Origin of the sequence: Lentzea sp. NPDC051838, assembly GCF_040681245.1 — a bacterium.
In the GTDB taxonomy this organism is placed as follows: domain Bacteria; phylum Actinomycetota; class Actinomycetes; order Mycobacteriales; family Pseudonocardiaceae; genus Lentzea.
The window spans coordinates 1-26272 of record NZ_JBFAYI010000054.1; the positions used below are offsets into that span (position 1 = coordinate 1).

Consider the following 26272-nt stretch of genomic DNA (forward strand, 5'->3'; position numbering starts at 1 on the left):
GGTCAAGTCGACACGCTTTTCGTCGACTTGACCCAACCCCTCTGGTGTGGCTCGCTCGGACGCGACTCGTGACGGGACCCACCCCACCAACGCAACCAAACTAAGCAACAGGCAGCCGCCCAAAGCAACAGGCGTGCCATCAACCCGAGAGCGGCGCTGGTGGGTCTTTGATCAGATTGGCGGGGTCTGGGGCAGAGCTCCCAGAACGCAACCGGAACGGAAGCACGGCACGCGCCCACCTACGGACACGGAACAGGCACCCGCCAGCCCAACCGGGGGACGACCTACGCAACCCGCGCGAAGGACCCCCGAACAGCCCCAACCCCACGACAAACCAGGTAGATCACAAAACTGACCGCAGTAACCAGAGCAGAAACCGGCAACCCAGGCTGCAGCGACAGCAAAATCCCCCCAACAGCCGCAACCTCAGCAAAAACAACCGACAACACAGTCGCACGCAACGGCGAAGCCGTGAGCCGCATAGCAGCAGCAGCCGGCGTGATCATCAACGCCAGCACCAACAACGCCCCGACAACCTGGACCGACAACGCAGTAGCCACACCAACAAGCACCGCGAACACGATCGACAGCCCCCGCACCGGAACCCCGCGAGACACAGCCACATCAGGGTCAACAGAGGAGAAGAACAACGGCCGATAGATGAACGCCAGCACCACAAGCACAGCAACAGACGAGACCACCAACAGCTGCAGATCGGTCGAATCCACACCCACGATCTGCCCCGTCAGCAACCCGAACTTGTTCTTCGACCGTCCTTTGTAGAGCGACAGCATGAGAATCCCCATGCCGAGCCCGAACGCCAGAATCGCGCCGATCACCGAGTCCCGGTCGCTCTCCCGCCGCGACAACACACCCAAAAGCACCGCGGCGATGATCGACCCGGCCAACGCGCCGTACCCAACGCTGACCCCGAGCAACAACGCCGCAGCACCACCGGTGAACGCGAGCTCGGAAGTCCCGTGCACCGCGAACGCCATCTTGCGGGTCACCACGAGCGGCCCGAGCACGCCGGCAACGAGCCCGAGCACTGCAGCCGCGATCAACGCGGTCTGCACGAAGTCCAGTTCGAGCAGATCGAGGAAGCTCACGACGCCGCCTCCGTGGAAGCCAGGTGGTGCGTCTGCTCTTCGCACGCGCCCGCGCCGACCACCAGGATCTGGTCGCGCACCCGCACGACCTCGACCGGTGTCCGGTACAGCTCGGACAGCGTCGCCGAGTTCATCACCTCGTCCGGCTTGCCCACCCGGAACCGCCCGCCCACCAGGTACAGCACCCGGTCCACCAACGGCAGCACCGGGTTGAGCTCGTGCGTTACGAACAGCACCGCGGTGTCGGACTCCCGGCGGCGCTTGTCGATCAGTTCGGAGACCACCCGCTGGTTCGCGAGGTCCAACGACAGCAACGGCTCGTCGCAGAGCATCACCCGCGGGTCGCCCACGAGTGCCTGCGCGACGCGCAACCGTTGCTGCTCGCCGCCGGACAACAGGCCCAACGGCGCGTCGGCGTACCGCTGGGCACCAACGGCGGCGATGGCCTCGTCGACCCGGACGCGGCGCTCGCGGCGGTTGCGCAGCCCGAGGCCCCACCGGTAGCCGTCGAGGCCGAGACCGACCAGGTCCCGGCCCCGCAACGTCATGGACTGCTCCAGCGCTCGCTGCTGCGGGATGTACCCGATGGCGTGATTTCCGCCCGCGACCTCGACCGTGCCGGACGACAGCTGCTGCAACCCCAACAGCACCCTCATCAGGCTGGTCTTGCCGGACCCGTTCGGCCCGAGGACCGCGAGGAACTCACCGGGCTCGACGTCGAGGTCGAGCCCGTCCCACAACACCCTGTCGCCGTACGACAGGCGTGCCCCGCGCAGCGAGATCGCGCTCATGCCTTGAGCGCCTGCGAAAGCGCGTCCACCTGCTTGCTCATCCAGTCAAGGTAGCCGGTCACACCCTCCGGCAACGTCTCGGTGACCGCGACGACCGGAATGCCCGCCGACTTGGCCTTCTCGACGATGCCCTTGGTGACCTGGTTCTCGGTCTGCGTGTTGTCGACCAGCACGTTGATCTTCTTGCCCTCGACCAGCTGGTTCGTCTCGGCGAGCGCGGCGGCCGGCACGTCCGACTCCTCCTCGATCGCCTTGCTGAACGCCTCGGGCGTTACGTCCTCGGCACCGGTCTCGTCGAGCAGGTAGTGGGCGATGGGCTCGGTCGCGACGACCTTCTTGCCCTTGCCGATGCCGTCGACCTTCTTCTCCAGCTCCTCGAGCTTCGCGCTGAAGTCCGCGGTGTTGCTCTCGAACTGCGTCTTCTTGTCCGGCGCGAGCGCACCCAGCTCGTTTGCGGCCGCCTCGGCCACCGCGCGCACGGTGTGCAGGTCGTACCAAACGTGCTCGTTCTCTTCGTGCTTGTGCTCCCCAGCCGGCTCACCTGACGCGGGCGTCGCGTGGTCGTCCCGCAGAGGGAACGCCTCGATCTTCTTCTGACCCTCCGTGGTGATCAGCTTGGGGAAGAAGTCGTCGTAGCCGCCGCCGTTGAAGACGACGAGCTTGGCGTCCTTGATCAGCGCGGCGTCCGCGGGCTTGCTCTCGTACGAGTGCGGGTCGGCTGACGGGTCGTCCAGCAGCGCCTTGACCTCGACCGCGTCGCCGCCGACGGCCTTGATGACGCTGCCCCACACGTTCGTGGAGGTGACGACCTGGATCTTGCCGCTGTCCGCGGACGGCGTGGACGTGCCACAGGCGGCCAGGCTCACGACCGCAAGCGAGCCGATCAGAGCGTTGCGGAGAGTCATCACGCCGTCCCTCGATCAGGTAATGGAAACCGTTGTCGAGTTCAGTTTAGAGCACGAAAAAGCCCCCGACGGTCACGCCGGGGGCTTCTTCGTGTGACTCACGCCTCGAGACGGTCGCCCGACTCGGGGTGGAACAGGTGAATCTCGCTGTGGTCGCGAACCGCGACCTTGACGTTCTGACCCAGGGTCGGCGGCGTGCGGCCGTCGACGCGGACGACGAAGCGCTGCGAGCTCTCGCCGATCTTCACAGCACCGTGCACGAGCGCGTCGGCACCGAGCTCCTCGACCAGCTCGACGGTCATGTCCATGCCCTCGTCACCGGACGGCACGAGCGCGAGCGCCTCGGGCCGGATGCCGAAGGTGACCTCGTCCAGGCCACCGGCGGCGTCGAGCGCGGCACGGGACAGCGGCACGATGATGCCGTCGAGCTTCGCGCCCTCGGCCGTGATCGGCACGGTCTTGAGGTTCATGGCCGGCGAGCCGATGAAGCCCGCGACGAACGCGTTGGCCGGGCGGTCGTACAGCGCGCGAGGCGTGTCGCACTGCTGCAGCAGACCGTCCTTGAGCACGGCGACCCGGTGGCCCATCGTCATGGCCTCGACCTGGTCGTGCGTGACGTAGATCGTGGTGGTGCCGAGGCGCTGCTGGAGAGCGGCGATGTTCGCACGCGTCTCGACGCGCAGCTTGGCGTCCAGGTTGGACAGCGGCTCGTCCATGAGGAACACGGACGGCTCGCGCACGATGGCGCGACCCATCGCGACACGCTGACGCTGACCACCGGACAGCGCCTTCGGCTTGCGCTCCAGGTACTTGGTGAGGTCGAGCATCTTGGCGGCCTCTTCGACCTTCGCCTTGATCTCGGTCTTGCTCACGCCGCGCAGCTTGAGCGCGAAGCCCATGTTCTCCGCGACCGTCATGTGCGGGTAGAGCGCGTACGACTGGAACACCATGGCGATGTCCCGGCCCTTCGGCGGCACGTTGGTGACGTCCTTGCCACCGATGTGGATGGCGCCCTCGTCGACGTCCTCGAGGCCCGCGAGCATGCGCAGCGCGGTCGACTTGCCGGAACCGGACGGACCGACCAGCACCAGGAACTCGCCGTCGCTCACCTCGAGGGAGAGCTCGTCGACCGCGCGGACCGGCGGGTTGCCGGAGAACACGCGCGATGCCTTGACGTAGGACACCTCTGCCATGTGACGCACCTTTCACCGCTTGTCTGGGCGCGACGTTAGGCATTGCAAGCGCTTACGGGAACAGACGTAAGCGCTTACGTTTCGGTGCACGACAACGTAAGCGCTTACGTTTGCGCTTGGATGGCGGTGTGACCGCATACGACGTCGCCCGCCGGCTGCCGGCCATCCCGGAACTCCGCGCGCTGTGCCGTGCACTGGCCGCGCTGAACGTCGTGCTGTGCCCCGACAGCGAGCACCGGTACCACGGCTACAGCACCACCTGGGCGTCCGGCGAGGAGCTGGCGTCCATGTACGACGGCTCGGGCAACGAGTACTCCGTCGTGTTCACGGCCGCGGGGGCGTACGTGCGCGGCTTCGACCACGAGTCGCCGATGAGCCCGTACGCCACCGACGACGAAGAACCGTGGCCCGGCGTGCTCGACACCGTGCCCGACGTGTTCCGGGAGTGCGTGGAGGAACCGGCGTTCTCCGATGACGGCAGGCCGAACGTCACGGTGTGCCTGTGGCGCGAGCACAGCGACACCGCCTGGCGGCACGGAGAGATCGACTTCCCCGACGACGACCAGGACGGAGCCGACTGGCTGTTCGCCCTGCTGACCGACCGCACGCCCGAGGCGTTCCGGGGGTGGGCCGAGGACTACTACGAAATCCAGGTCGACCTCGACGCGGTGCGGCACGTCTACGCCGGGCGGCCGCTGACCGCAGACGTCGTGACCGCGCTCAACCCCGCCACCACTCTGGCCGTCGTCGCCGACGGCGTCGCCGCAACCGGGTACCCGATCGGCTGAAGGCCACGACCGATGAGTTCCGCGCACAGCCGCGGTCTACCCCTGCACAAGACTCAGGAGGAGACCATGAGCGGCAAGGTGCGACTGCACTTCTCGATGTCGTTGGACGGCTTCGTGGCCGACGCGGACGACGGCATGGACTGGCTGGCCCACACGACCGCGGGCTCCGACCTCGCCCAGTCCTACGAGGACAGCACGGGCGCGATCCTCGGCGGCAGAAAGGGTTGGGAGGCCTACCCGGACCCGGCCGCGGCGTACAGCGGCCAGTTCGTCGGCAAGCTCTTCGTCCTGACCCACCACCCCGAGGACGCACCGCAGGCGGAAGGCGTCACGTTCCTGACCTGTGACGTGGAAGAAGCGGTCCGGATCGGCCTCGAAGCCGCCGACGGCAAGGACCTGGTGGTGCTCTCGCCGACAATCGGCCGGCAGCTGCTGGAACGCGGGCTCGTCGACGAGATCGCCCTGCACATCGCACCCGTGCTGCTCGGCAACGGCCTCAGGTTCTTCGACAACCCCGGCGGGAAGCCGATTCACCTGCACCGGCTCGACACCGACGACCCCCACTCGGAGGTGGACGTGCGGTACCGGCCGGTGCAGGAGACGGCCTAACCCTTCACGGCGCCGGACGCGAGGCCCGTCACCAGGAACCGCTGCACCAGGTAGAACACGACGATCGCCGGAATCGCGACCAGGATGGACGCGGCCGCGAGGTGCCCCCACTCGGTGCGGTTCTGCTGCACGAACACCTGCAGCCCGACGGCCAGCGTCTTCGACTCGTCCGCGGCGGACAGGAAGGCGGACGCGAACGCCACCTCGCCCCAGGCCGTCAGGAACGCGTAGAACGACGTCACCGCGAGACCTGGCTTGGCCAAAGGAAGAATCAGCCGCCAGAACACGCCGAACGGCGACAGCCCGTCGACACGACCGGCTTCGTCGATGTCCGCTGGCACGGTGTCGAAGTAGCCCTTCAACATGTAGGTGCAGAACGGCACCGCGGTCGTGCAGTAGACCAGCACGAGCCCGATCGACGTCCCGTTCAGACCGAGAGCGATCAGGATGTTGTACAGCGGCACGATCAGCACCGCGAACGGGAACATCTGCACCAGCAGGAACGACATCATCAACGACCGCTTGCCGGGGAACCGGAAGCGCGACGCCGCGTAGCCCGCCGTGGCCGAGATGAAGACGCCGATCACGGTCGTCATCAGCGCGATCACCACGGAGTTGCCGAACCACGCGAGGAAGTCGCCCTTCTCGCCGGACAGCACGCGGGTGTAGTTGTCCAAAGAGGACTCGTTGAACAGCTTCGGGGTCGGTTCGACCGCGCGCGCGTCCGGCTTCAGCGAGGTGATGAACACCCAGAAGACCGGGAACACCGCGATGATCGAGGCGACGATCAGCGTGGCGTGCAGGGCGATCGAGGCGCCGCGAGAGCGGTCAGCCCGCCGCAGCCGCTGACCGGAAGCGGCAACCACCTGGAGAGACGAAGCATCGAGCGTCATCACCACACCTCGCCCTGCTTGCGCAGCGCCCGCCGGTACACCGTGGCGAACACCAACAACACCGAAAGGATCAGCACGCCGTAGGTCGACGCGATGGCGTAGTCGCGGGACGCTCCCGAGAAGAACCTCTCGAACGCGTAGGTGACCAGGATCCGGGCGTTCGGGTTCGGGCCGGCGATCAGGTAGATCACCGGGAACATGTTGAACGTCCAGATGATGCCCAGCAGGACCACGGTCGACGACACGGAACGCAGGCCGGGCAACGTGACGTGCCGGAAGCGCTGCCACGGGGTGGCGCCGTCCATCTCGGCCGCCTCGTAGAGGTCACCCGGAATCGACTGCAGGCCACCGAGAAGCGCCACCATCATGAACGGCACGCCGAGCCACGTGTTCACGATGATCACTGAGACCAGCGCCCAGTTCGACTGGCCGAGCCACACCGGGTCCGGCAGACCCAGCGAACGCAGCAGCTGGTTGATGATCCCGTACTGCGCGTTGAACATGTACTTCCACGCAAACGCGCTGATGAACGCGGGCACGGCCCACGGCAGGATCAGCATCACGCGGTAGAGCGAGCGGCCACGCACCTGGCGGTTGAGCAGCATCGCGAGGCCGAGACCGATGGTGTAGTGGAAGAACACGCACGCGAAGGTCCAGATCAGCGTGCGGACCAAAGTGCCCCAGAACGCGCCGAACGACTCGCCGCCGGACAGCACGTTGAGGTAGTTCTTGAAGCCCACCACGTCGAACGTCGCCGGCCGATCGAGGATCGGGTTGGCGATGTTGCCCTCGTTGATGTTCGTGAAGGTGAAGAACACGCCCTGGGCGAGCGGGTAGAGCACCAACACCGCGATGACCACCACGACCGGCAGCACCATCGCATACGCGTACCAGTACCTGTCCAGGAACCGACGCACCGAGACTCCCCTTCCGGCGAACGGCCGGGGCTCTCGCGAACCCCGGCCGCTCAACACGATCAGCCGATCGAGTACTCGGTGACGACCTTCTCCTTGTACGCCTTCGCGACGTCGTCAAGAGCGGTCTTGGCGTCCTTCTTGCCGGCCAGGAAGTCCGCGTAGCCGATCTTCAGCGGGTCGAACAGCTCGCCGCCCTCCGGGATCCACGGACGTTCGTGCGCGACCTTGGTGACCGGCTCGAACGCGGCGACGACGGCGTTGGCCTTGACGTCGGCGTTGGAGTAGGCCGACTTGCGGGTCGGCAGCAGGCCCAGCTCCTTGGCGATGGTGGCCTGCGACTCGACCGACGCCATGCAGGTGATGAACTTGATCGACGACGCCTTCGCCTTGGTGCCCTGGCGGATCACGTAGTCGTGGCCACCGACCGGCGCGCTGCCCTTGCCCGCGGCCGGGCCGGGAACCGGCGCGATGCCGAGGTTCGCCTTGTCGCTGAACGCGGCGCCCTTGAGGTAGTCGGCGACGGCCCACGGACCGTTGATGACCATGGCCGCCTCACCGGACGAGAACGCGGCCTGCATGTTGGAGTACGAGTTGGTCGCGTCCAGCGCGGTCGTCGCGGCCTTCGAGTCGAGCAGACCCTTCGCGGTCTCCAGCGCCTTCACGTTGGCCGCGGAGTTGACGACGATCTTCTTGGCGGACGCGTCGACCAGGTCGCCGCCCTCGCCGTAGATGAACGGCAGCGCGTAGTACGCGTCGTTGTTGAGGAAGAACGTCTTCTCGCCACCCAGCTTGGCGGCAGCGGCCTTGAGCTCGTCCCACGTCTTCGGCGGCTCGACACCGGCGTCGGCGAGCTTCTTCTTGTTGTACAGCAACGCGAGCGAGTCGGTGACCTGCGGCACGGCGTAGGTCTTGCCCTCGTACTTCGTGGAGCCGAGCGGGGCCTCCAGGAAGTCGGACGTGTCCTTCGCGAGGTCGGTGTCCGACAGGTCGGCGACGTAGCTCAGCTTCGCGAGCTGCGGCACCCACGCGACCTCGGAGCGGAAGACGTCGGGGCCCTGACCGCCCTGAGCGGCGGTCTTGTAGTTGTTGAGCGCGCCGTCGAACGCCTGCGTCTCGACCTTGACCTTGTAACCGCCCTTGGTGGCGCAGTCCTCAGCGATCTTCTTGAACACGGGGCCTTCGTTGGGGCCACTGGTGTCCCAGAACGTCACTTCGCCCGAGTCGGATCCGCTGCTGCTCGATCCACCGCCTCCGCAGGCGGTGAGCACGAGGGCGACACCCGTCGCCATGGCGGTCACGAGGGTTGTCCGTCGCATCGTTGCTGCCGTTCCCTCCAGCTGGGTCCTCATCTCCCAGTGAGATGAGGGGTCTTGCAAGGTTTTGCGAGAATGTTGCGGGCGATTTCACTACCAGAACCATGGTCAGGTCAAGACGTCGACCGTAACCAAGCCGTAACGGCACTGTCTTGCAAACGCTCGTTGCAAAATTTTTCTGAGCGCGGCAAGCTTGCCCCGAACCGAGCGTGACCAGGGAGGCAACGTGTCCGGACTGTCCGAGATCGCCAGGGCAGCCGGGGTGTCCATCTCGACCGTGAGCCGAGTCCTCAACAGGCGAGCGGGTGTGAACGAGGAGACCCGGCAGCGGGTGCTGTCGGTCCTCGCGGAGATGCCGTACACCCCGCGCGGACTGGGCGCCCTGCAACGCACCGGCGTGATCGGCCTGCTCGTGCCGGAGCTCTCGAACCCGGTCTTCCCCGCGTTCGCCGAAGCACTGGAGACGCGCGCCGCCCGCCTCGGCTACTCGTCGCTGCTGTGCAACACCCGCAGCGGCGCGCCGATGGGCGAGGAGGAGTACGTCCGGATGCTCCTGGCCCGCGGGGTCGAGGGCATGGTGTTCGTGTCACCGGAGATCACCAACGTCGAGGTGCCGCTCGGTCAGGCGCCCCGGCCGAGCTACTACGCGAAGCTCGTCGCGGACGGCGTCCACATGGTCTTCCTGAACGGTGCCACGCCCGCGCTGGACGTGCCCGACGTGACGGTGGACGAGCAGCTCGCGGGCTACATGGCCACCAAGCACCTGATCGAGCTCGGCCACGAACGGATCGGCTTCGTGTCGGGTCCGGCGCGGTCGCTGCCGTCTCGCCTGAAGCGCGCCGGCTGGGCCGCTGCTCTTGAGGAGAACCATCTGCCGGCAGGCTCGGAGTACGTCGCGCACGGGCAGTTCAGCCCGGAAGGCGGCGGCATCGCGGTGGGACAGCTGCTCGACACGGTCAAGCCGACCGCGGTGATCTGCTCGTCGGACCACATGGCGCTCGGCGTCATGCGCGAGGCACACCAACGGGGGATCTCGGTACCGGACGAGCTCTCGGTCGTCGGGTTCGACGACATCCCATTGGCTGCCTATTCGTCGCCCGCTTTGACCACGCTCGCCCAGCCGATCGAGGAGATGGCGGCGGCCGCGATCGACGAGCTCGTGCTGCGCCTGGATCCGGATCGCCGCAGGCAGGGCACCGACAACTACACCCGCGTCTTCCGGCCGCGGCTCGTCGTGAGGGAATCGTCTGCGCCTCCGAAGTGAGATGCCCAATGGCCTATATTGGTCTGGACCATCTTCTGAACAAGGCAGATGGGTCAACCAGGCCTGATGCGTCATTTGAGGGACACAGGTCACCCTCGCTTCACGAATTGGTTCTGAACCGTTACGGTCCTTTCATGGCGCGGTCGATGCATGTGCGACGCCCGGCGACGTTGGCCTCTCTGGCCGCTGAGCTGGGTGTTTCCCGGACAACGGTGTCCAACGCCTACAACCGTCCCGACCAGCTCTCCCCGGAGCTGAGGCGGCGGGTGTTGGACACGGCCCGAAGGCTGGGTTACCCCGGCCCGGATCCTGTGGCGCGCTCGTTGCGCACGCGCAAGGCCGGTGCGGTGGGCCTGTTGCTCACCGAGAACCTCTCCTACGCGTTCCGCGACCCCGCCGCGATCGGGTTCCTGGAGGGACTGGCGCTGGCGTGCGAGGACGCCGGCACGGGCCTGTTGCTGGTACCCGCGAACCCCGAGCGCGAGGACGTCGCGTCCGTCCACCGCGCCGGCGTCGACGGCTTCGTCGTCTACTCGGTGCCGGACGACGACCCGCACCTCGCCGCGGTGCTGGAGCGCCCCGTTCCCACGGTCGTGTGCGACCAGCCCGACCTCGGCACGGTCGACCGGGTCGGCATCGACGACCGCGGCGCCATGTACGAGCTCGCGAAGCACCTCATCGGTTTGGGCCACCGTCGCATCGGCGTCGTGTGCATGCGTCTAGCGCGTGACCGCAACGACGGCTTCGTGACGCCCGACCGTCAGCACGCCGCGCACTTCCACGTGCAGCGCAACCGCCTGTCCGGCCTGGCCGAGGCGTTCAGCGAGGCGGGCGTCGACTGGTCCCAGGTGCCCGTGGTCGAGCGCTTCGACCACAACATGGCCTCCGGCGCGTCCGGTGCCGCCCAGGTGCTGGACCGCGACCCGCAGATCACCGCGTTGATCTGCACCTCCGACGTGCTGGCGCTGGGTGCGCTGACCGAGGCCGCCCGGCGTGGCCTGCGCGTGCCGCACGACATCACGGTGACCGGGTTCGACGGCATCCGTGCCGGCGAGGAGGCCGGGCTCACCACGGTGCGTCAGCCGGTGCTGGAGAAGGGCCGGGCGGCGGGCAAGCTGCTGCTCGACGCGAACGAGCGGTCGCGGCCGCGGTCGGTCAACCTCGCGACGGAGCTGATCGTCGGCAAGACGTCCGCTGCCCCGCGTGGTGGAGCAGAAGAGCGCTGGTTCGGTCCCTAGTACTCGAGCCGGAAGACAACGGGTGAGCTGGCCTTTCCGGCCAGCTTCGCCACCAGCAGGTAGTCGCCGGGCCCGAGCCGGGTGTGCGCACCGCACCCCGGCTTCGAGGTGGAACCGGCCCACTTCGTGCCGTAGTTGAAGACTTCCTTCGGCTGCATCACGCGCACCTCGGAACCCGCCGTCGCCAGGCAGTGGTTGCTCGACCACAGCAGCGTCGCGCCGTCCGCGCTCATCACGGTGAGCTCGCGGTGCTGGCGGCCGATGTCCCTGATGCACGGCGCCTGGCCGGTGTTGGCCACGTCCATCGACAGTTCCGGCTGGTCACCGATGGTGTAGAAGGGCTTGTTGGCCTTCGCGGTCACGCTGATCACGTCGTCGGGGCACGGCTGCGGCGGCCCGGGAGGCGGGGGCGGCGGCGTGGTCTGCGTCGGCGAGGGCGGCGGAGTCGTCGAGGAGGACGAGGCTGCTGCCTCGGAGGACATGCTCGGCGGCGGGTTCGAGGACGACGCGGCGGCCGCGTTGGTCGGCAGTGCCGTCTCCTCGTCGTGGGAGCTGAACAGTCCGACGATCCAGATCAGCAGCAGGAGTGTGACGAGCGCTGCGCCGATCGCGGCGATGCGGCGGCGCCAGTACACCGAGGACGGCAGCGGTCCTGTGGGCTCGATCACGGCCCGAACGTAGCTGGACCAGGTGGAATCGAGCGGTAGGCGAGCATCGCTCGATCGGTTGAACGTGACATTGACCGGAAACCCCTTGTGAACGGGCGCTAACCCGGTTCCAATCGATGTCGCGAAGTCCGCCGGTAGGCCATGGAGGGTGTCATGACCGCGATCGACGAACTGCTCAAGCGGAACTACGAGCTCGGGAACGTGGTTCCCGGAGACCGTTCGTCCGCCAAGCCGTCCCTGCAGGTGGCGATCCTCACCTGCATGGATTCGCGCATCCGGGTGTTCGAGATCTTCGGGTTGAAGCAGGGTGAGGCGCACGTGCTGCGCAACGCCGGAGGTGTCGTCACCGACGACGCGATCCGGTCCTTGGCGCTGAGCCAGCGCAAGCTCGGCACGCGCGAGGTCCTGCTCGTGCACCACACGAACTGCGGCCTCGAGATGGTGACCGAGGACGACTTCAAGGACGAGCTGGAGGCCGACACCGGTCTGCGCCCGACCTGGGCCGTCGAGGCGTTCAAGGTGGTCGAGCAGAGCGTGCGCGGCTCGATGGCCCGCCTGCGCCGCAGCCCGTTCATCCCGCACACGGACAAGATCCGCGGCTTCGTCTACGACGTGCACACGGGCGAGCTCCGCGAGGTCGACGCGGTGGGCACTGCGGCTGCCTGATTCGCTTGCGCCAGAATGACTGGCGATGAATCACGAGTTGTTGTTGGGCTGGTGGGACACCGCCGCGCGCGACCTGCCGTGGCGGCGTCCTTCGTGCACCGCTTGGGGCGTGCTGGTCAGCGAGATCATGCTGCAGCAGACGCCCGTCTCCCGTGTCGAACCGATCTGGCACGAGTGGCTCGCGAAGTGGCCGGTGCCGTCGGCGATGGCCGCGTCGTCGCAGGGTGAAGTGCTGCGGATGTGGGGCAAGCTCGGCTACCCGCGGCGCGCTCTGCGGTTGCACGAGGCCGCCACGGCCATTGCCCGCGACCACGGCGATGTCGTGCCGTCGGACGTCGAGACGCTGGAGTCGTTGCCGGGCATCGGCAGCTACACGGCCCGTGCGGTGGCCACGTTCGCGTACGGGCAGAAGTGCGCCGTCGTCGACACGAACGTCCGACGGGTCGTTGCGCGCGCTGTGCACGGCGCCGGCGATGCCGGTCCGCCGTCGACCAAGCGCGATCTCCGCGACGTCGAGGCGATCCTGCCCGAGTCCGTTGACGACGCCGCGGTGTTCTCGGCGGCGTTGATGGAGCTCGGCGCGTTGATCTGCACGGCCAAGAACCAGAAGTGCGCCGACTGCCCGTTGTTCGACGTGTGCGCGTGGCAGCTCGCCGGTCGTCCCGCCTACGCGGGGCCGGAGAAGAAGATCCAGAAGTTCGCCGGCACCGACCGCCAGGTGCGCGGCAAGCTGCTGGACGTGCTGCGCGGCGCACCCGGCCCGGTGCCCAAGGCGCAGCTCGACATCGTCTGGAACGACATCACGCAACGAGAGAAGTGCCTGGTCTCGCTGCTCGACGACGGTTTGGTCGAGCAGACGCGGGACGGCCTGTTCGCTCTGCCCGGGGAGCACTGACATGCACGCGCTGGTGGCGTTCTTCGACGACGAAGCGGACAAGAAGGTCCGTGACCTGTGGCAGGCGGTCGATGCTCAGTACGACTACCCGCCACACCTCACGTACGCCATCGCGGGCACCATCGGCCCCAAGGTCCGCAAGGAGCTGCGAGAAGACCTCGACCGGCTGTGGATGCCGGACCTGTGGCTGCACACCATCAGCACGTTCTCCACGGTCGAGAACGTGCTGATGCTCGCAGCGGTGGTCGACGCCGAACTGCTGGCCGTCCACTCGGCGATCCACGACGTGCTCGCGAGCAAGGTCAAGAACCCGAGCGCCTACTACCTACCAGGCAGCTGGGTACCGCACTGCACGCTGCTCCACGGAGTGGACGACGACGCGATGAAGGCCGCGTTCGCGAAGGTCTTCCCGGTCGAGCCGATCCGCGCGAAGGTCCGCGAGGTGTCGATCGTCGACACTCAGACCGGCGAGATCGACGTGCTCAAGAAGGCTTCGACGGCCCCGCGGTAGACCCACGGCGCGGTCGCGTGCACGACGTGGCCCGCCTCCGGAACGTGCAGGTACTGGCCCTTGGACCTGCGCGCGGCCTCTTCCATCTGGTTCGGCAGCTGGCCGCCTTTGCCCGCCTCGATGACCAGCGACGGGCAGCGGACTTCGTCGATGAGGTCCCAGTACGCCCGCGTGCCCCAATGGCCGGCGATCTCGTACAGGTCGTCCATCTCCGCGATCAGGTGCCAGCCGTCCTCGCGCTCCTCGAAGTACTCGGCGAACACCGGATCGCCGAAGTACGTGGTCACATGCGTGAGCGACAGGAACGGCACCGGCCACGCGTCGAAGAGCCACTTCCACTCGTCAACTGTTCTGCCGCGGTTGTCCGGCGCGAAGTCCTCAACGACAATCGCGCGCACCAGGTCAGGACGGGTCGCCGCGAGACACCACGCGTGCAGCCCGCCCATGGAGTGCCCGATCACCACAGCGGGCCCGAGATCGAGTTGCTCGATGGCGGCAGCGGCGTCGGCGACGAAGTCCTCGGTGCGGAACGGTCCCCGCTGCGGGTTGCGGCCGTGCCCGCGTTGGTCGATGCCGACGACACGGCCGAACGGCTTGAGCCACTGCGCGACGGGCCACCACGCGGTGGCCCTGCTCATCAGGCCGTGCAGGAGCAGCACGCCTTGACCCGTTCCGCCGAACTCCACCACCGACACAGGGATGATTAAACGCATGAAGGCCCGCCCGTACCTGATCGCCCTGGTGTTGCTCGTGCTCGTCGCCGGTCTGCTGGTCGTGTTCCGCACGCCGAGCAACGACCCGGTGCAGCAGCAGCGCAAGGAGACGTCACCGCAGGCCGCCGTGGAGGCCGGTGCGGGCGCGGGCGACGCGTACTACCCGACGGACGGCAACAGCGGCTACGACGTGACGCTGTACGACCTGGCGATCACGTACGACCCGTCGTCGAAGCAGCTGCAGGGGGTCGCTTCGGTGACCGCCAACGCCACGGACGACCTGTCGCGGTTCAACCTCGACCTGGAGGGGCTGAAGGTCAGCGACGTCAAGGTCGGTGGGCAGGCCGCGAAGTTCGTGCAGGAGGGCGACCACGAGCTGGTGATCACGCCGTCTGCTCCGTTGGCGAAGGGCAAGCCGTTCACCGCGGTCGTCACCTATGGCGGTGAGCCGAAGACCGTGGAGGACGCCTCGCTGGGCCGCAGCGGCTGGCAGATCTCGTCGACCGGCGGTGCTTTCGCCGCAGGTCAGCCCCACTCCGCGACGTCGTGGTTCCCGGCCAACGACCACCCGAAGGACAAGGCGGCGTTCAAGCTCGCGGCCCGCGTGCCCGATGGCTGGACGGCGGTGTCGAACGGTCTTGAGGGCCCGGTGACGCGCGATGGCGGCTGGACCACGTTCAACTGGTCGGAGGAGACGCCGCTCGCGACCTACGTGGCCACTTTGGCGATCGACAAGTTCGAGGTCGTGCGTTCCAAGCTCGCGAGCGGGACGCCCGTGCTGGACGCCTACGCCCCCGGCATGTCCGCCGAGAAGAAGCCGATCCAGGCACAGCTGCCGGAGATCCTGGCGTACCTGGAGACGAAGTTCGGCCCGTACCCGCAGCGCGCGGCCGGCAGCATCTGGGTGGCGGACAAGATCGGCTTCTCGCTGGAGACCCAGACCCGGCCGATCTACGCCGCGTGGGCGGACCTGGAGACCGTCGTGCACGAGAACGCCCACATGTGGTTCGGCGACTCGGTGTCTATCTCGAGCTGGGCGGACATCTGCCTGAACGAGTGCTTGGCGTCCTACGCGCAGTGGCTGTGGCTGGAGAAGCAGGGCACGAACCTCGACGAGCGGTATCGCGGCCGGATCGAGGAGCTGCGGGGCCGGTCGTCGTTCTGGGCGCCGAAGCTCTACGACATGGGCAAGGGCAACGAGTTCAGGGGCGTCTACGACAAGGGCCTCATGGGGATGCACGCGCTGCGCAAGCAGGTCGGGGACGACGTGTTCTTCAAGGCGCTGCAGTCGTGGACTTCTTCGCACCGCAACGGCAACGCGTCGTGGCCGGAGTTCGAGGACCACTTCAAGAAGGCGTCCGGACAGGATCTCACCGGGTTCTTCCAGGCCTGGTTCCGCTCTTCCGGCATTCCGGACGATCAGTACCTGCTGCCTGTCGGTGTGCGCCGCTAGAGTCGATGGCATGGCAGTCGTGAAGATCAATGCGATCAAGGTCCCCGAGGGCAACGGCCCCGAGCTGGAGAAGCGCTTCGCCGCCCGCCTCGGCGCGGTCGACGACCAGCCCGGCTTCCTCGGCTTCGAGCTCCTGCGCCCGGTCGCGGGCGAGGACCGCTACTTCGTCGTGACGCACTGGGAGACCGACGAGGCGTTCGTCGCGTGGCGCGACGGTCAGGCGGGTCAGGCCGCGCACTCCGGTGAGCGCGCTCGTCCGGTGTCGTCCGGCGCCGACCTGCTGGAGTTCGAGGTCGTGCTCGGGAGCAAGCCGAAGCAGTGATCGACGAGGCTTACGACAGAGCCTCCGAGCTGATCACCGGCGCGGACGCGGTGCTCGTCTGCGCCGGTGCCGGCATGGGGGTCGACTCGGGTCTGCCGGACTTCCGCGGCACCGAGGGTTTCTGGCGGGCGTATCCGCCGTACGAGCGCCTCGGGCTGAAGTTCGAGGAGATCGCAGACCCGGTGCACTTCGCCGACGATCCCCCGCTGGCGTGGGGTTTCTACGGCCACCGGCTCGGGCTCTACCGCTCGACCGTGCCGCACGAGGGTTTCGAGATCTTGCGCTCGTGGGGCGCGCGCGTCTTCACGTCCAATGTGGACGGCCAGTTCCAGAAGGCGGGGTTCACCGACGTCGCCGAGGTCCACGGGTCGATCCACCACGCCCAGTGCGTGGAACCGTGCACCGACGAGATCTGGGAGTGCTCGTTCGACGTCACCGTCGATCCGGTTTCGATGCGTGCGGTGGGCGACCTGCCGTCGTGTCCGTCGTGCGGCGGCCTGGCCAGGCCCAACATCCTGATGTTCGGCGACTGGGGCTGGGTGCCGCACCGCAGCCAGGCGCAGCTCGACTCCTTGACGTCCTGGCGGCGTTCGGTGCCGAACCTGGTCGTGATCGAGATCGGCGCCGGAACCGCGGTGCCGACCGTGCGCCGTCAGGCCGAGCTCGCGTCGGCGTCCAACGGCTCGCTGATCCGCATCAACGTCCGCGAGCCAGAGGTGCGCCACGGCCGGGGCGTGTCGTTGCCCGTCGGAGCCCTGGAAGCGCTCAGAACTTTGGCACGACGAACTGCGTGACGACGGCCCGGTGATCGCTGCCGGGCACGTCGAACACGTCCACCGTGTCGACCGGGCAACGCGGGTCCACCAGCACGTGGTCGATGGTGACCGGCGGCGGCCAGATGCCGCTGTTGCTCGGCCAGGTGTGGATCAGCCCCTTGCCGACCTGGTCAGCGGCGTCCACGTAGCCCTTGTTGAGCAGCCGCGTCATGCCGACGTGGTCGAGCGTGGCGTTGAAGTCGCCCGCCAGCACCCGGATCGCGCCGGTGGAGTCCGGACTCGGCAACCCGGCCAGCTCGCGCTGCCACGCCTCGGGTCCTTCGGTGACGACCGGCGGCAACGGGTGCACCGAGACGACCTCGATGTCCTTGCCCGGCAGATCGACCAGCGCCCCGGCCTGCTGCAACGTCCCCGGCGGCGTCAGATCCCTGCGCGTGAGCGGGTACTTCGACGCGATGCCGCTGCCCGACCCGCCCGGCTCGGGCAGGAACACCCGGCTCGGCAGTACCTGGTCGAGCCCGGCCCGTTCGAGATCGCGCACCATCTCCGGGCTCAGCTCCTGCATGGCCAGGATGTCGACCTTGCGCGCCTTGACCTCACGCACGATCGCGTCGGCGTCCGCCATGCCCACGAGCAGGTTCGCGGTCATCACCGTGACCTGCTGCCCCACCCCGTTGGGCCGCGAGTCCGGAAATGCCCGCGGCGCCACGTTCGCCACCAGCACAATCGCGACCAGGGTCATCGTCAGCCCGACAACCCACCTCTTGCGCAAGAGCGCGAACAGCCCGATGAGCAACCCCGCGACCGTGATGTACGGAATCAGCGAGGTCGTGGCGATCATGTACCGCGTGCCGTCGATGCCGAGCACCCTGACCAGCGCCGCCGTGACGAACGCCATCGCGCACACGACCAGCAGAAACGTGGCGAACCCGCTTCTGGGCGGCTTCACCTCGGTGACAACCACGTCGTGCAGTGTCGCCGAGTGCTCGTCAGTCTCCGGTGTGGTCCCCACTCTTGAAGGACGGACGGCACCGCCGCCCCGTTGCCTTCCGAAATTGTCAGACCCGTCCGCCATGCTGACCCCATGGGTGCCAAAGACTGGATGCTGATGTACGCATCCGACGACGTCAGCAAGGTCCTACGGTCGTCACCGCAGATCGACCGCGAGGCCACTTCGGCCCTCGTCGCGCGCCTCTACCCAACGCACGACATCCGCCCGATCGCCGACGGCTGCCTGGACGTCGCCAACCCGCCGAGGGGCGAGGTCTACGCCGCGGTCTTCCCGGGCCTCTCGATCGTCTGCACCTACGACGCGGCCAACGACGCCCCGACCGAACTGGACCCGCGCTTCCTCCGCGAAGCCGCCGGCCGCACCCTGTACCTACACGCGATGCACAGCGTCGTCGACTTCTTCGCCTACGCGATCTGGTCGCCGGACGGCTCGGTGCGCCGCGCGTTCAGCCTCTCCCCCGAAAGCGGCGTGATCTCCGACATCGGCACGCCGCTGCCGTTCGAGGAGAAGTACCTGGCGGGCGATCCGGAGTTCCTCGAAGAGGTCGACGCGGACTACCCGTTCCGCTTCCACCCGCTCGACCTGGCGGAGGCGGCGCTGCGCTCGTTGTTCGGCTTCAACTACGAGGGTGTGATCGAGGACGACGACCCGGATCTGGAGGAGATCGTGCTGGCGGGCTACGCCGTCACACCACGCTGAGTCAGACCGCCGCGGCGGGGTGCCTGGGCCTCACGCCGGGCATCCTGCCGAGCAGGTCGAGGAGTTCGTCAACCCTGTGCAGCATGGTTTCCACGTCGATCTGGCCGTGAGCCGTCGTGTAGACGATCCCAGCCTCGAAGCCGAGTTGCCGAATCAGCTCCCTGCGTGCGTGATCCTGCAACCACGCGACAACCTGTCCGTTCACCACGGCGCCCGCCGCGGGCAGGTCGCTGGTGTAGGTGAGATGGCCGCTCAGTTCAGGCAGTCGCAACTCCATCCACAGCGGCCGTTCCCGACCTTCGACAGCCCGAGTCGGTTCGGCTGCCCACTTGGCGAGGAGCCCGCGTCCGGCGCCGCCGCCGACAACGATCTTCAGCGGAACCAGGTCCGACGTGAGCACCTCGATCCGGTGCTCGTGGTGCGTGACTGTGTTGCCCGAGGTGGTTGCGGTACGCACTTCCACCGACGCCTCACACACGCGGATGCGCCAGCCGTTGCGCACGAACTCGAGCGCGTAGTCGAACTGCGGCCCGCCCGCGCTGCTGACCAACCCCATCAGGCCGTCGTGCTCACCCAGGAACGGCGAGGCGAGGCCAGCCGACCAGGGCAGCACGTCACCGCTGGCATCCGACACCGTCCCGCCGGCCTCGTTCGCGAACGCCGCCAGCGCGTCCTCGTGCTCAAGCACTTCCTGCCGGTTCTTGCGCCACGACCACCACCACAGCGGCGCGAACAACAGAGCCAGGCCCAGCAGCAACAACAGGAGTTTCCACTTGTAGGGCTCCATGATCAGATGTCCAGATACCCTTCGATGCGCTGTTTCGAGTAGTCGGTGCCGGTCTGGCCGTACTCGTCGGACTTCTCCTGGATGGACGTGTTGCGAAGGCCCTTCTCGTGCTGGGGGTTGAGCTGAGCCGCCGCCTCGTTGCCGGCCGCGTCACCCATCGACCTCCAGAAGCCCTGCTTGACGCGTTGCCCGACCATGCCCTCGGAGCTGTTCAGCTTGTCCTTCGGCGAAGCGGTCAAGAACTCCCGTGACCACTTGCCGTTCTCGTCCATGATCTTGTTCAGCCGCTTGTCCGCGTCCACGACACCGGCCTTCTTGTCCGCCATGGCCTTCTTGAAGCCGGTGCCGAGGTTCTTGGCCTTGCTCGCGAGGTTCCGCAGGAAGTCCATGATCTTGGTCAGCAGCTGACGCAGCTTCGCGACGATGCGCGACACCCGACCGGCCGTGGTGGCCACACGGACACCCGTCGCGGCGCCGGCCGCGGCCGTCGAGGCACCACAACTCGGCACTGCGGCGGCCAGTGCCGGAATCCAGATCATGATCAGCCAGGTGATCAGCTCGGTGAGGATCGCCTTGATGACGTCCTCGATCACCTGCATGATCATCGACGACATCATCAGCAGTTCTGCCAGCTCACCAGCCTGAGCAGCGACGCCGTCGATGCCGTGGGCGAACTCCCCGAGCTTCGTTCCCGCAGCCTCGGAAGCGCTGCCGCCCCAGGTCTGGACGGTGCTCCCCAGGTCGTCCTCGAACGTGGTGCGCAACTCGGCGATTCCCGCCGCGATCGCGCCGAAGTTCTCGCCTGCCTGCTGCAACGCGGGACCGTCACCACTGACGAAGTGGATCGCGTCCTCGAGCGGCTGCACCACGCTGATCAGGAAGTTGAGCCCCTGCCCGACGAGCCAGCCGAGCGGGTCCATCGCGAGGCCCTGCCCGGCTTCGGTCAGCCCGCTGATCAGCGCACTCCCTTCGGACGACAGAGCCGAGGCGCCACCGGTCTGGCCGGCGTCGCCCATAGCGTCCTTCGCCTTGACGAAGTTGCCGTAGATCGGGATCGCCTCGACGGCCTTCTCCCCGGTGGTCTTCTCGCCGACCTTGATGTCGACGCCACCAGCGCTGATCTCTTCCTCTGCCACGACATCTACCCCCTGTCGACCTGAATGCCGTCGAGAATCGTCTTCAGCGCCGCTTCCTGGTCGGAGTAGCCCTGCGCGGTGTCGCGGAACTTGTCCGCACCGGACTGCAGGCCCTCTTCCATGGCCTGGAACGTGTCCTTGAGGTCGCTCAGCAGTGACTTGTAGTTGTCGAAGACGAACAGGCCGACCACGCCCCACGACTTGTCGGACACGTCCGCCTTGTCGACGAGGCCTTTGATGGCGCTCGCCGTGGTGCGGTGGCCGTCGAGCTTGCCCGCGAACTCCTCGAGCTCCTCCGGGTTGACGCTGAACCCGCTCATCGGCCGTCCTCGTCGTCGTAGAGGTTGAGGAACTTGCCGTCCTGTTTGGACGGGGCGGCGGGCGGCGGTTGGGGCGCCCTGTCGTTCCACGCGTTGCCGCGCATGATGTTCTGGTCGGAGAAGTCGTCCTGCGGCTCGGGCGCAGGGCGACGGGGCGGTGCGGGCGGCCGGGCCTGGGCACCGGGCTGCGGCATCGGTGGTGCGGGCGGCATCGGCGGGCGCACCGGGGCCACGGGCTGCTGGGGTGCGGACTCCTCCGAGCGGGCCGCGCGTAGGTCCTCTTTGGACATTCCGAAGAGCTGCGACTGGGTTTCCAGGACCTGGTCGGAGAGCTTCATGTCGTCGCCGATCGCACCCTCCACGATGCCTGCCTGGCGGCGTGCGGCTTCGGCCACGGCTTGCTGGAGGGTCGACATCAGCTCGGCGGCCAGGGCGTGTGGCGGTCTGCGCATGGCGAGGTCGGTGAGGCGGATGGCCTTGATGCTGCCGGACGGGCCCGCGACCACCGTCACGGCACGGTCGGCCGAGGTGGCCACCGCTTCCAGCTCGGTCAGCTGTTGCTGCATCTCGCCGACGTTGGCAAACTGCTGGTCAACGCGCTGCATCTGGGACTGGAACCGCTCGAACTGAGCGACCAGCTGCTCGAACGCCGCCGACGGCACTGAAACCTCCTGCAGGGACTCCGCTCGGGCAAGATCACGCGAGCGGCAGCCATAGTGGCAGGACGAGTTTCAGGTTCGCGGCGAAACGGGCAAAACAACGCAGTGAAGTGACCCGATCCTCAAAGGACCGCGGTGGGGTCGCGTGGTTCGACACCGGGCATCCGGTCGAGCGTCTCGACGATCATGTCGACCAGGAACACCAGCTCGTCAGGCCGGATCTGGCCCTGGCACTTCGTGTGCACGAATCCGTCCTCGAAGGACAGATCGAAGAACTCGAACTTGAGCTCGCGCGTCGGAAGGGGCGTCGTCGCGACCTCGATCCAGTGCTCGTGCTCCACGAGGTTGTTGGAGAGCCTCGGTGTCGGGTTGCAGGCCTCGGTCACGCGGACGTGCCACGGCCCGCGGGGGAAGGTGAGCGACAGTTCGGCTTCCGGCTTCGAGCGCTGGAGGCGAGGTGACCACGCGGCTGCCTCGCCTGGGCCGGACAGGTCACCGCCGAGGTGCGCGGCCAACTCGTTCAGGGCTGGGGACTGCTCGGCCACCGCCTTCTTGCGGGCATCAGCGCGGAACTGCGGCCGCAGTGCGATGAACACCACGGCGAGCGCGATGACGACCACGACGTGTGGCTGCAGCAAGATCAGCAAGAAGTCCACGGCCCTCCTCCGGTGAAGAAGTCTCACACCATCAAGTCGCCGCGCACGGAGATTGTTGAACGGGGAAGACGAGAACGGCCCCCAGGAAGCCTGGGGGCCGTTCTCGTGAAACTGAGCTAGATCACTCGGTCTCGGTCGCCGGAGCGTCCTGCGGCTCGGCGGCCGCGGGGGCTGCCAGGTCGACGGGCGGGGCGTCCGGGACGCGGTTCGGCTTGGCCTCGCCGCGGAAGACGAACTTCGCCTTGTCGTGGTCGTCGGACACGCCGTCCCAGCCCTCGACGTCGGTGATGATGATCTGGCCCGGCTGGATCTCGCCGAACAGGATCTTCTCCGACAGGGTGTCCTCGATCTCGCGCTGGATCGTCCTGCGCAGCGGGCGGGCGCCCAGCACCGGGTCGAAGCCGCGCTTGGCCAGCAGGGCCTTGGCCCTGTCGGTCAGCTCGATGGCCATGTCCTTGTTCTTCAACTGGGCCTCGACGCGGGCGATCATCAGGTCCACCATCTTGATGATCTCGTCCTGAGTCAGCTGGTGGAAGACGATGATGTCGTCGATGCGGTTGAGGAACTCGGGGCGGAAGTGCTTCTTCAGCTCGTCGTTGACCTTGTTCTTCATGCGCTCGTAGTTGGACGCGGTGTCCTGACCCGAGGTGAAGCCGAGGCCGACGGCCTTGCTGATGTCCGACGTGCCCAGGTTCGACGTGAAGATGATGACGGTGTTCTTGAAGTCCACCGTCCGGCCCTGACCGTCGGTCAGGCGGCCGTCCTCCAGCACCTGGAGCAGCGTGTTGTAGACCTCCTGGTGGGCCTTCTCGATCTCGTCGAAGAGCACGACGGAGAACGGCTTGCGGCGCACCTTCTCGGTGAGCTGGCCGCCCTCTTCGTAGCCGACGTAACCGGGAGGGGCACCGAAGAGCCGCGACGCGGTGTACCGGTCGTGGAACTCGCCCATGTCGATCTGGATGAGCGCGTCGTCTTCGCCGAACAGGAAGTTCGCCAAAGCCTTCGAGAGCTCGGTCTTACCGACACCGGACGGGCCGGCGAAGATGAACGAGCCCGACGGACGCTTCGGGTCCTTCAGACCGGCGCGGGTGCGGCGGATCGCCTGCGACACGGCCTTGACCGCGTCGACCTGGCCGATGATCCGCTTGTGCAGCTCGTCCTCCATGCGGAGCAGACGCGAGGTCTCCTCCTCGGTGAGCTTGAACACCGGGATGCCGGTCCAGTTGGCGAGGACCTCGGCGATCTGCTCGTCGTCGACCTCCGCGACGACGTCCAGGTCACCGTCCTTCCACTGCTTCTCCCGCTCGGCCTTCTGGCCCAGGAGCTGCTTCTCCGCGTCACGCAGCTTGGCGGCGCGCTCGAAGTCCTGCGCGTCGATCGCGGACTCCTTGTCGCGACGCACGTCCGCGATCTTCTCGTCGAACTCGCGCAGGTCCGGCGGCGCCGTCATCCGGCGGATGCGCATGCGGGCGCCCGCCTCGTCGATGAGGTCGATCGCCTTGTCCGGCAGGAACCGGTCGTTGATGTACCGGTCGGCCAGCGTGGCGGCGGCGACGAGCGCGGAGTCGGTGATCGAGACGCGGTGGTGCGCCTCGTACCGGTCGCGCAGACCCTTGAGGATCTCGATGGTGTGCTCGAGCGACGGCTCGCCCACCTGGATCGGCTGGAAGCGGCGCTCCAGCGCAGGGTCCTTCTCGACGTGCTTGCGGTACTCGTCGAGCGTGGTGGCACCGATCGTCTGCAGCTCACCGCGGGCGAGCATCGGCTTCAGGATCGAGGCCGCGTCGATCGCGCCCTCGGCGGCACCCGCACCGACGAGCGTGTGGATCTCGTCGATGAACAGGATGATGTCGCCGCGCGTGCGGATCTCCTTGAGAACCTTCTTCAGGCGCTCTTCGAAGTCACCGCGGTAGCGCGAGCCCGCGACCAGCGAGCCGAGGTCGAGCGTGTAGAGCTGCTTGTCCTTGAGCGTCTCGGGCACCTCGCCCTTGACGACCATCTGCGCCAGCCCCTCGACGACGGCCGTCTTGCCGACGCCGGGCTCGCCGATGAGGACCGGGTTGTTCTTGGTGCGGCGGGACAGCACCTGCATGACCCGCTCGATCTCCTTGGTGCGCCCGATCACCGGGTCGAGCTTGCCCTCACGCGCCGAGGCAGTGAGGTTGCGCCCGAACTGGTCCAGCACCAGAGACGACGACGGGGTGCCCTCGCCACGACCGGTCGACTCCGACGCGCCCTTCTCCGTCGAGTAACCGGACAGCAGCTGCAGCACCTGCTGCCGCACGCGGTTGAGATCGGCGCCCAGCTTCACGAGGACCTGCGCGGCAACGCCCTCGCCCTCGCGAATGAGGCCGAGCAGGATGTGCTCGGTGCCGATGTAGTTGTGGCCGAGCTGAAGCGCCTCGCGCAGCGAGAGCTCCAGGACCTTCTTCGCACGGGGGGTGAAGGGGATGTGTCCACTCGGAGCCTGCTGGCCCTGGCCGATGATCTCTTCGACCTGCTGGCGGACGCCCTCCAGCGCAATCCCCAACGACTCGAGCGCCTTGGCGGCGACACCTTCACCCTCGTGGATCAGACCCAGGAGGATGTGCTCGGTGCCGATGTAGTTGTGGTTGAGCATCCTTGCCTCTTCTTGGGCAAGAACAACCACCCGCCTCGCGCGGTCGGTGAACCTTTCGAACATTCGCACTCCCTGACTGCTGCGTCGGCGGTCCTCGGCTCCACCGATCTACCCTGGTGAGCGCGGCACCGTGGCACCACTGTAGTGGGCGTCCCCGAGGCCTGTGGCTCCCATCAGCGCACAGCGCAATCCGGGCAACCCTGACACCAGCATCAACGCAGGTCGCGAGCAACGGATTCCACAGATCGGGCGATGTCCGCTCAGCGCGAACAACCGACCGTTGAGCGATACTCCTGTGACCGGGCCCACCTCGACGAGCGCCAGCAGCACGATCTTGGGTAAGGTTAGGCAAGCCTTCCAATCAAGATTGGACTTGCGCGTTGACCGTACCTGCGAGGGTCTCACAGCAGAACCCGCGTGCGCTCACGCCTCTGGCCCAATCCATCGCCCGCCTGGAAGCCACCTCGGCAATCCGCTTCGGGCCACCCGCACCCACCTCGAACTGGACGATCTGCTCCGACCTCCTGTCCGAGCCGACCCGCTTCGACCTGTGGCGCAAAGACCTGGCCGAATGGATGTCCGCCCAGTACGGCGAGTCCGACGAGCGAGCCACAGCGGGCTACATCATGGGCTGGTACCTGCACGTCCCAGGCACCCTCGCAGGCCTCCTCTTCCACACGGCCCGCCGCGTCCCTTCTCTGAAGCCTTCGGACATCGCCTTCCGCCTCAACACCGCAGGCCGCCCCCACCCGGACGGCATCTCCTTGCTCTCCGACGAGTTCGCGTGCCTCCCGGACGACCCGGCCTCAAACCACCCAGCAGCCACCGTGGTAGCCAACGAAGCAGCCCTGGCCGCACTCCTCCGAGCCCGCTACGCAGCCCACGCCGCCCAATTCGTCTCGTCCTTCGGCCAGGTGGTCCGCTTCGGCCGCCGAACCCTCTGGGCAGCAGCAACCGACATGCTCGAATACGGCGCCTGGGCAGCGGGCCGAGTCTCCGGCGACGAAACCGGCGGCGTCACGGACGCGGCGCTGATCCTCCCCGAAAAACTCGAGCCTTTCGTCTCAGCCTCAACCCTTCACCTCTCGGACGAGGGCTGGAAGCGCAAGCGAAACAGCTGCTGCTTCCACTACGTCCTCCCAGAAGCCGAACCCTGCACAGCCTGCCCGCGCACCTGCTCTTAAGCGCGAAGGCGAAGCCGAGCAAGGCGATGCCGAAGGCGAGCTGCTTGAGGCGACGCCGAAGGCGAGCTTGCTTTTCCGTGCGCTCCGGCGGGCCCCGTCACGAGTCGTGCCTGATCGTTGGCCGCGTCTGAGGGGTCAGGTCAAGTCGACACGCTTTTCGTCGACTTGACCTGAC

28 protein-coding genes are annotated in these 26272 nt (G+C 67.3%); 12 read left to right on the forward strand and 16 right to left on the reverse strand.

Annotated features, from left to right (window positions below; all coding sequences use genetic code 11):
- Positions 1-284 precede the first annotated feature (284 nt).
- The 4 genes from AB0M24_RS46215 to ugpC form a co-directional block, all read right to left on the reverse strand.
- Entirely contained in the window at positions 285-1109 is an 825-nt protein-coding gene (locus AB0M24_RS46215) for a metal ABC transporter permease (RefSeq protein ID WP_363781311.1), read from the reverse strand.
- The gene (locus tag AB0M24_RS46220) at positions 1106-1900 is read right to left on the reverse strand and encodes a metal ABC transporter ATP-binding protein (protein ID WP_363781313.1); all 795 of its coding nucleotides are present in this window, start codon (positions 1898-1900) and stop codon (positions 1106-1108) included. The genes AB0M24_RS46215 and AB0M24_RS46220 overlap by 4 nt, the downstream gene beginning before the upstream one ends.
- Positions 1897-2805, reverse strand: a complete 909-nt coding sequence (locus AB0M24_RS46225) for a zinc ABC transporter substrate-binding protein (protein WP_363781315.1) — start codon at positions 2803-2805, stop codon at positions 1897-1899. The genes AB0M24_RS46220 and AB0M24_RS46225 overlap by 4 nt, the downstream gene beginning before the upstream one ends.
- 98 nt (positions 2806-2903) lie before the next feature.
- Complete coding sequence (ugpC, locus tag AB0M24_RS46230) at positions 2904-3998, reverse strand: sn-glycerol-3-phosphate ABC transporter ATP-binding protein UgpC (RefSeq protein ID WP_363781317.1); 1095 nt, start codon at positions 3996-3998, stop codon at positions 2904-2906.
- 128 nt (positions 3999-4126) lie between these two features.
- On the opposite strand from ugpC, the gene AB0M24_RS46235 reads away from it, so the two are divergent.
- Both AB0M24_RS46235 and AB0M24_RS46240 read left to right on the forward strand, forming a co-directional pair.
- A complete protein-coding gene (locus AB0M24_RS46235) occupies positions 4127-4786 on the forward strand; it encodes a hypothetical protein (RefSeq protein ID WP_363781319.1) in 660 nt (219 codons plus the stop codon).
- Positions 4787-4852: 66 nt separating this feature from the next.
- The gene (locus AB0M24_RS46240; RefSeq protein ID WP_363781321.1) at positions 4853-5395 is read left to right on the forward strand and encodes a dihydrofolate reductase family protein; all 543 of its coding nucleotides are present in this window, start codon (positions 4853-4855) and stop codon (positions 5393-5395) included.
- Here AB0M24_RS46240 and AB0M24_RS46245 read toward each other — a convergent pair.
- From AB0M24_RS46245 to AB0M24_RS46255, 3 genes are all read right to left on the reverse strand, one after another.
- A complete protein-coding gene (locus tag AB0M24_RS46245) occupies positions 5392-6288 on the reverse strand; it encodes a carbohydrate ABC transporter permease (RefSeq protein ID WP_363781323.1) in 897 nt (298 codons plus the stop codon). The two genes, AB0M24_RS46240 and AB0M24_RS46245, sit on opposite strands and share 4 nt — an antisense overlap.
- Complete coding sequence (locus AB0M24_RS46250; protein WP_363781360.1) at positions 6288-7166, reverse strand: sugar ABC transporter permease; 879 nt, start codon at positions 7164-7166, stop codon at positions 6288-6290. The genes AB0M24_RS46245 and AB0M24_RS46250 overlap by 1 nt, the downstream gene beginning before the upstream one ends.
- Positions 7167-7264: 98 nt before the next feature.
- Positions 7265-8521 carry an extracellular solute-binding protein gene (locus AB0M24_RS46255; protein ID WP_363781325.1) on the reverse strand — a complete coding sequence of 419 codons (1257 nt, stop codon included), beginning with the start codon at positions 8519-8521 and terminating at the stop codon, positions 7265-7267.
- A 223-nt stretch (positions 8522-8744) separates the two neighbouring features.
- Between AB0M24_RS46255 and AB0M24_RS46260 the strand changes: the two genes are divergently transcribed.
- Both AB0M24_RS46260 and AB0M24_RS46265 read left to right on the forward strand, forming a co-directional pair.
- Entirely contained in the window at positions 8745-9782 is a 1038-nt protein-coding gene (locus tag AB0M24_RS46260; RefSeq protein WP_363781327.1) for a LacI family DNA-binding transcriptional regulator, read from the forward strand.
- A gap of 134 nt (positions 9783-9916) precedes the next feature.
- Positions 9917-11020 carry a LacI family DNA-binding transcriptional regulator gene (locus AB0M24_RS46265; protein WP_363781329.1) on the forward strand — a complete coding sequence of 368 codons (1104 nt, stop codon included), beginning with the start codon at positions 9917-9919 and terminating at the stop codon, positions 11018-11020.
- Here the strand turns inward: AB0M24_RS46265 and AB0M24_RS46270 are convergent.
- Positions 11017-11688 (reverse strand): hypothetical protein, encoded by a 672-nt coding sequence (locus AB0M24_RS46270; RefSeq protein ID WP_363781331.1) that lies wholly within the window; start codon positions 11686-11688, stop codon positions 11017-11019. The genes AB0M24_RS46265 and AB0M24_RS46270 overlap by 4 nt on opposite strands.
- A gap of 153 nt (positions 11689-11841) precedes the next feature.
- Between AB0M24_RS46270 and AB0M24_RS46275 the strand changes: the two genes are divergently transcribed.
- From AB0M24_RS46275 to AB0M24_RS46285, 3 genes are read left to right on the forward strand one after another with little or no spacing between them, the layout of a single operon-like run.
- Positions 11842-12354: a carbonic anhydrase gene (locus AB0M24_RS46275; RefSeq protein ID WP_363781333.1), complete on the forward strand. Its 513-nt coding sequence runs from the start codon at positions 11842-11844 to the stop codon at positions 12352-12354.
- Between the two features lie 19 nt (positions 12355-12373).
- Positions 12374-13249: an A/G-specific adenine glycosylase gene (locus tag AB0M24_RS46280; RefSeq protein ID WP_363781362.1), complete on the forward strand. Its 876-nt coding sequence runs from the start codon at positions 12374-12376 to the stop codon at positions 13247-13249.
- A gap of 1 nt (position 13250) precedes the next feature.
- Positions 13251-13760 (forward strand): 2'-5' RNA ligase family protein, encoded by a 510-nt coding sequence (locus AB0M24_RS46285; protein WP_363781335.1) that lies wholly within the window; start codon positions 13251-13253, stop codon positions 13758-13760.
- Here the strand turns inward: AB0M24_RS46285 and AB0M24_RS46290 are convergent.
- Positions 13709-14473, reverse strand: a complete 765-nt coding sequence (locus AB0M24_RS46290; protein ID WP_363781337.1) for an alpha/beta hydrolase — start codon at positions 14471-14473, stop codon at positions 13709-13711. The genes AB0M24_RS46285 and AB0M24_RS46290 overlap by 52 nt on opposite strands.
- Here AB0M24_RS46290 and AB0M24_RS46295 point away from each other — a divergent pair.
- The 3 genes from AB0M24_RS46295 to AB0M24_RS46305 are packed head-to-tail and all read left to right on the forward strand — an operon-like array spanning position 14472 to position 17042.
- On the forward strand, positions 14472-15926 hold the full coding sequence (locus tag AB0M24_RS46295; protein WP_363781339.1) for a M1 family metallopeptidase: 1455 nt from the start codon (positions 14472-14474) through the stop codon (positions 15924-15926). The two genes, AB0M24_RS46290 and AB0M24_RS46295, sit on opposite strands and share 2 nt — an antisense overlap.
- Before the next feature lie 10 nt (positions 15927-15936).
- Entirely contained in the window at positions 15937-16248 is a 312-nt protein-coding gene (locus tag AB0M24_RS46300; protein ID WP_363781341.1) for an antibiotic biosynthesis monooxygenase, read from the forward strand.
- The gene (locus AB0M24_RS46305) at positions 16248-17042 is read left to right on the forward strand and encodes a Sir2 family NAD-dependent protein deacetylase (protein ID WP_363781364.1); all 795 of its coding nucleotides are present in this window, start codon (positions 16248-16250) and stop codon (positions 17040-17042) included. The genes AB0M24_RS46300 and AB0M24_RS46305 overlap by 1 nt, the downstream gene beginning before the upstream one ends.
- On the opposite strand, the gene AB0M24_RS46310 is transcribed toward AB0M24_RS46305, so the two are convergent.
- On the reverse strand, positions 17014-17988 hold the full coding sequence (locus tag AB0M24_RS46310) for an endonuclease/exonuclease/phosphatase family protein (RefSeq protein WP_363781343.1): 975 nt from the start codon (positions 17986-17988) through the stop codon (positions 17014-17016). The two genes, AB0M24_RS46305 and AB0M24_RS46310, sit on opposite strands and share 29 nt — an antisense overlap.
- A 120-nt stretch (positions 17989-18108) precedes the next feature.
- Between AB0M24_RS46310 and AB0M24_RS46315 the strand changes: the two genes are divergently transcribed.
- Positions 18109-18735, forward strand: a complete 627-nt coding sequence (locus tag AB0M24_RS46315; RefSeq protein WP_363781345.1) for a hypothetical protein — start codon at positions 18109-18111, stop codon at positions 18733-18735.
- 1 nt (position 18736) lies between these two features.
- Here AB0M24_RS46315 and AB0M24_RS46320 read toward each other — a convergent pair whose 3' ends face one another.
- The 6 genes from AB0M24_RS46320 to AB0M24_RS46345 all read right to left on the reverse strand — a co-directional run bounded on the left by AB0M24_RS46320 (position 18737) and on the right by AB0M24_RS46345 (position 24976).
- Positions 18737-19522, reverse strand: coding sequence for a hypothetical protein (locus AB0M24_RS46320; protein ID WP_363781347.1), 786 nt, complete (start codon positions 19520-19522; stop codon positions 18737-18739).
- Positions 19523-19524: 2 nt separating this feature from the next.
- Positions 19525-20658, reverse strand: a complete 1134-nt coding sequence (locus tag AB0M24_RS46325; RefSeq protein WP_363781349.1) for a hypothetical protein — start codon at positions 20656-20658, stop codon at positions 19525-19527.
- Between the two features lie 5 nt (positions 20659-20663).
- The gene (locus AB0M24_RS46330) at positions 20664-20978 is read right to left on the reverse strand and encodes an ESX-1 secretion-associated protein (protein ID WP_363781351.1); all 315 of its coding nucleotides are present in this window, start codon (positions 20976-20978) and stop codon (positions 20664-20666) included.
- Complete coding sequence (locus AB0M24_RS46335) at positions 20975-21583, reverse strand: YbaB/EbfC family nucleoid-associated protein (RefSeq protein WP_363781366.1); 609 nt, start codon at positions 21581-21583, stop codon at positions 20975-20977. Before AB0M24_RS46335 ends, AB0M24_RS46330 begins: the two co-directional genes overlap by 4 nt.
- Before the next feature lie 176 nt (positions 21584-21759).
- The gene (locus tag AB0M24_RS46340; protein ID WP_363781353.1) at positions 21760-22293 is read right to left on the reverse strand and encodes a hypothetical protein; all 534 of its coding nucleotides are present in this window, start codon (positions 22291-22293) and stop codon (positions 21760-21762) included.
- A gap of 121 nt (positions 22294-22414) precedes the next feature.
- Complete coding sequence (locus AB0M24_RS46345; RefSeq protein ID WP_363781355.1) at positions 22415-24976, reverse strand: ATP-dependent Clp protease ATP-binding subunit; 2562 nt, start codon at positions 24974-24976, stop codon at positions 22415-22417.
- Positions 24977-25293: 317 nt separating this feature from the next.
- Between AB0M24_RS46345 and AB0M24_RS46350 the strand changes: the two genes are divergently transcribed.
- Positions 25294-26097, forward strand: a complete 804-nt coding sequence (locus AB0M24_RS46350) for a (2Fe-2S)-binding protein (protein ID WP_363781358.1) — start codon at positions 25294-25296, stop codon at positions 26095-26097.
- The last annotated feature ends 175 nt before the right edge of the window (positions 26098-26272 follow it).

What these genes read in the sequence shown, in the direction of transcription:
- AB0M24_RS46220 (WP_363781313.1), bottom strand. Translation starts at nt 1,900, where the DNA reads ATGAGCGCGATCTCGCTGCGCGGGGCACGCCTGTCGTACGGCGACAGG.
- AB0M24_RS46225 (WP_363781315.1), bottom strand. Translation starts at nt 2,805, where the DNA reads ATGACTCTCCGCAACGCTCTGATCGGCTCGCTTGCGGTCGTGAGCCTG.
- ugpC (WP_363781317.1), bottom strand. Translation starts at nt 3,998, where the DNA reads ATGGCAGAGGTGTCCTACGTCAAGGCATCGCGCGTGTTCTCCGGCAAC.
- AB0M24_RS46240 (WP_363781321.1), top strand. Translation starts at nt 4,853, where the DNA reads ATGAGCGGCAAGGTGCGACTGCACTTCTCGATGTCGTTGGACGGCTTC.
- AB0M24_RS46245 (WP_363781323.1), bottom strand. Translation starts at nt 6,288, where the DNA reads ATGACGCTCGATGCTTCGTCTCTCCAGGTGGTTGCCGCTTCCGGTCAG.
- AB0M24_RS46250 (WP_363781360.1), bottom strand. Translation starts at nt 7,166, where the DNA reads ATGGTGCTGCCGGTCGTGGTGGTCATCGCGGTGTTGGTGCTCTACCCG.
- AB0M24_RS46255 (WP_363781325.1), bottom strand. Translation starts at nt 8,521, where the DNA reads ATGCGACGGACAACCCTCGTGACCGCCATGGCGACGGGTGTCGCCCTC.
- AB0M24_RS46265 (WP_363781329.1), top strand. Translation starts at nt 9,917, where the DNA reads ATGGCGCGGTCGATGCATGTGCGACGCCCGGCGACGTTGGCCTCTCTG.
- AB0M24_RS46275 (WP_363781333.1), top strand. Translation starts at nt 11,842, where the DNA reads ATGACCGCGATCGACGAACTGCTCAAGCGGAACTACGAGCTCGGGAAC.
- AB0M24_RS46285 (WP_363781335.1), top strand. Translation starts at nt 13,251, where the DNA reads ATGCACGCGCTGGTGGCGTTCTTCGACGACGAAGCGGACAAGAAGGTC.
- AB0M24_RS46295 (WP_363781339.1), top strand. Translation starts at nt 14,472, where the DNA reads ATGAAGGCCCGCCCGTACCTGATCGCCCTGGTGTTGCTCGTGCTCGTC.
- AB0M24_RS46290 (WP_363781337.1), bottom strand. Translation starts at nt 14,473, where the DNA reads ATGCGTTTAATCATCCCTGTGTCGGTGGTGGAGTTCGGCGGAACGGGT.
- AB0M24_RS46300 (WP_363781341.1), top strand. Translation starts at nt 15,937, where the DNA reads ATGGCAGTCGTGAAGATCAATGCGATCAAGGTCCCCGAGGGCAACGGC.
- AB0M24_RS46315 (WP_363781345.1), top strand. Translation starts at nt 18,109, where the DNA reads ATGGGTGCCAAAGACTGGATGCTGATGTACGCATCCGACGACGTCAGC.
- AB0M24_RS46320 (WP_363781347.1), bottom strand. Translation starts at nt 19,522, where the DNA reads ATGGAGCCCTACAAGTGGAAACTCCTGTTGTTGCTGCTGGGCCTGGCT.
- AB0M24_RS46330 (WP_363781351.1), bottom strand. Translation starts at nt 20,978, where the DNA reads ATGAGCGGGTTCAGCGTCAACCCGGAGGAGCTCGAGGAGTTCGCGGGC.
- AB0M24_RS46335 (WP_363781366.1), bottom strand. Translation starts at nt 21,583, where the DNA reads ATGCAGCGCGTTGACCAGCAGTTTGCCAACGTCGGCGAGATGCAGCAA.
- AB0M24_RS46345 (WP_363781355.1), bottom strand. Translation starts at nt 24,976, where the DNA reads ATGTTCGAAAGGTTCACCGACCGCGCGAGGCGGGTGGTTGTTCTTGCC.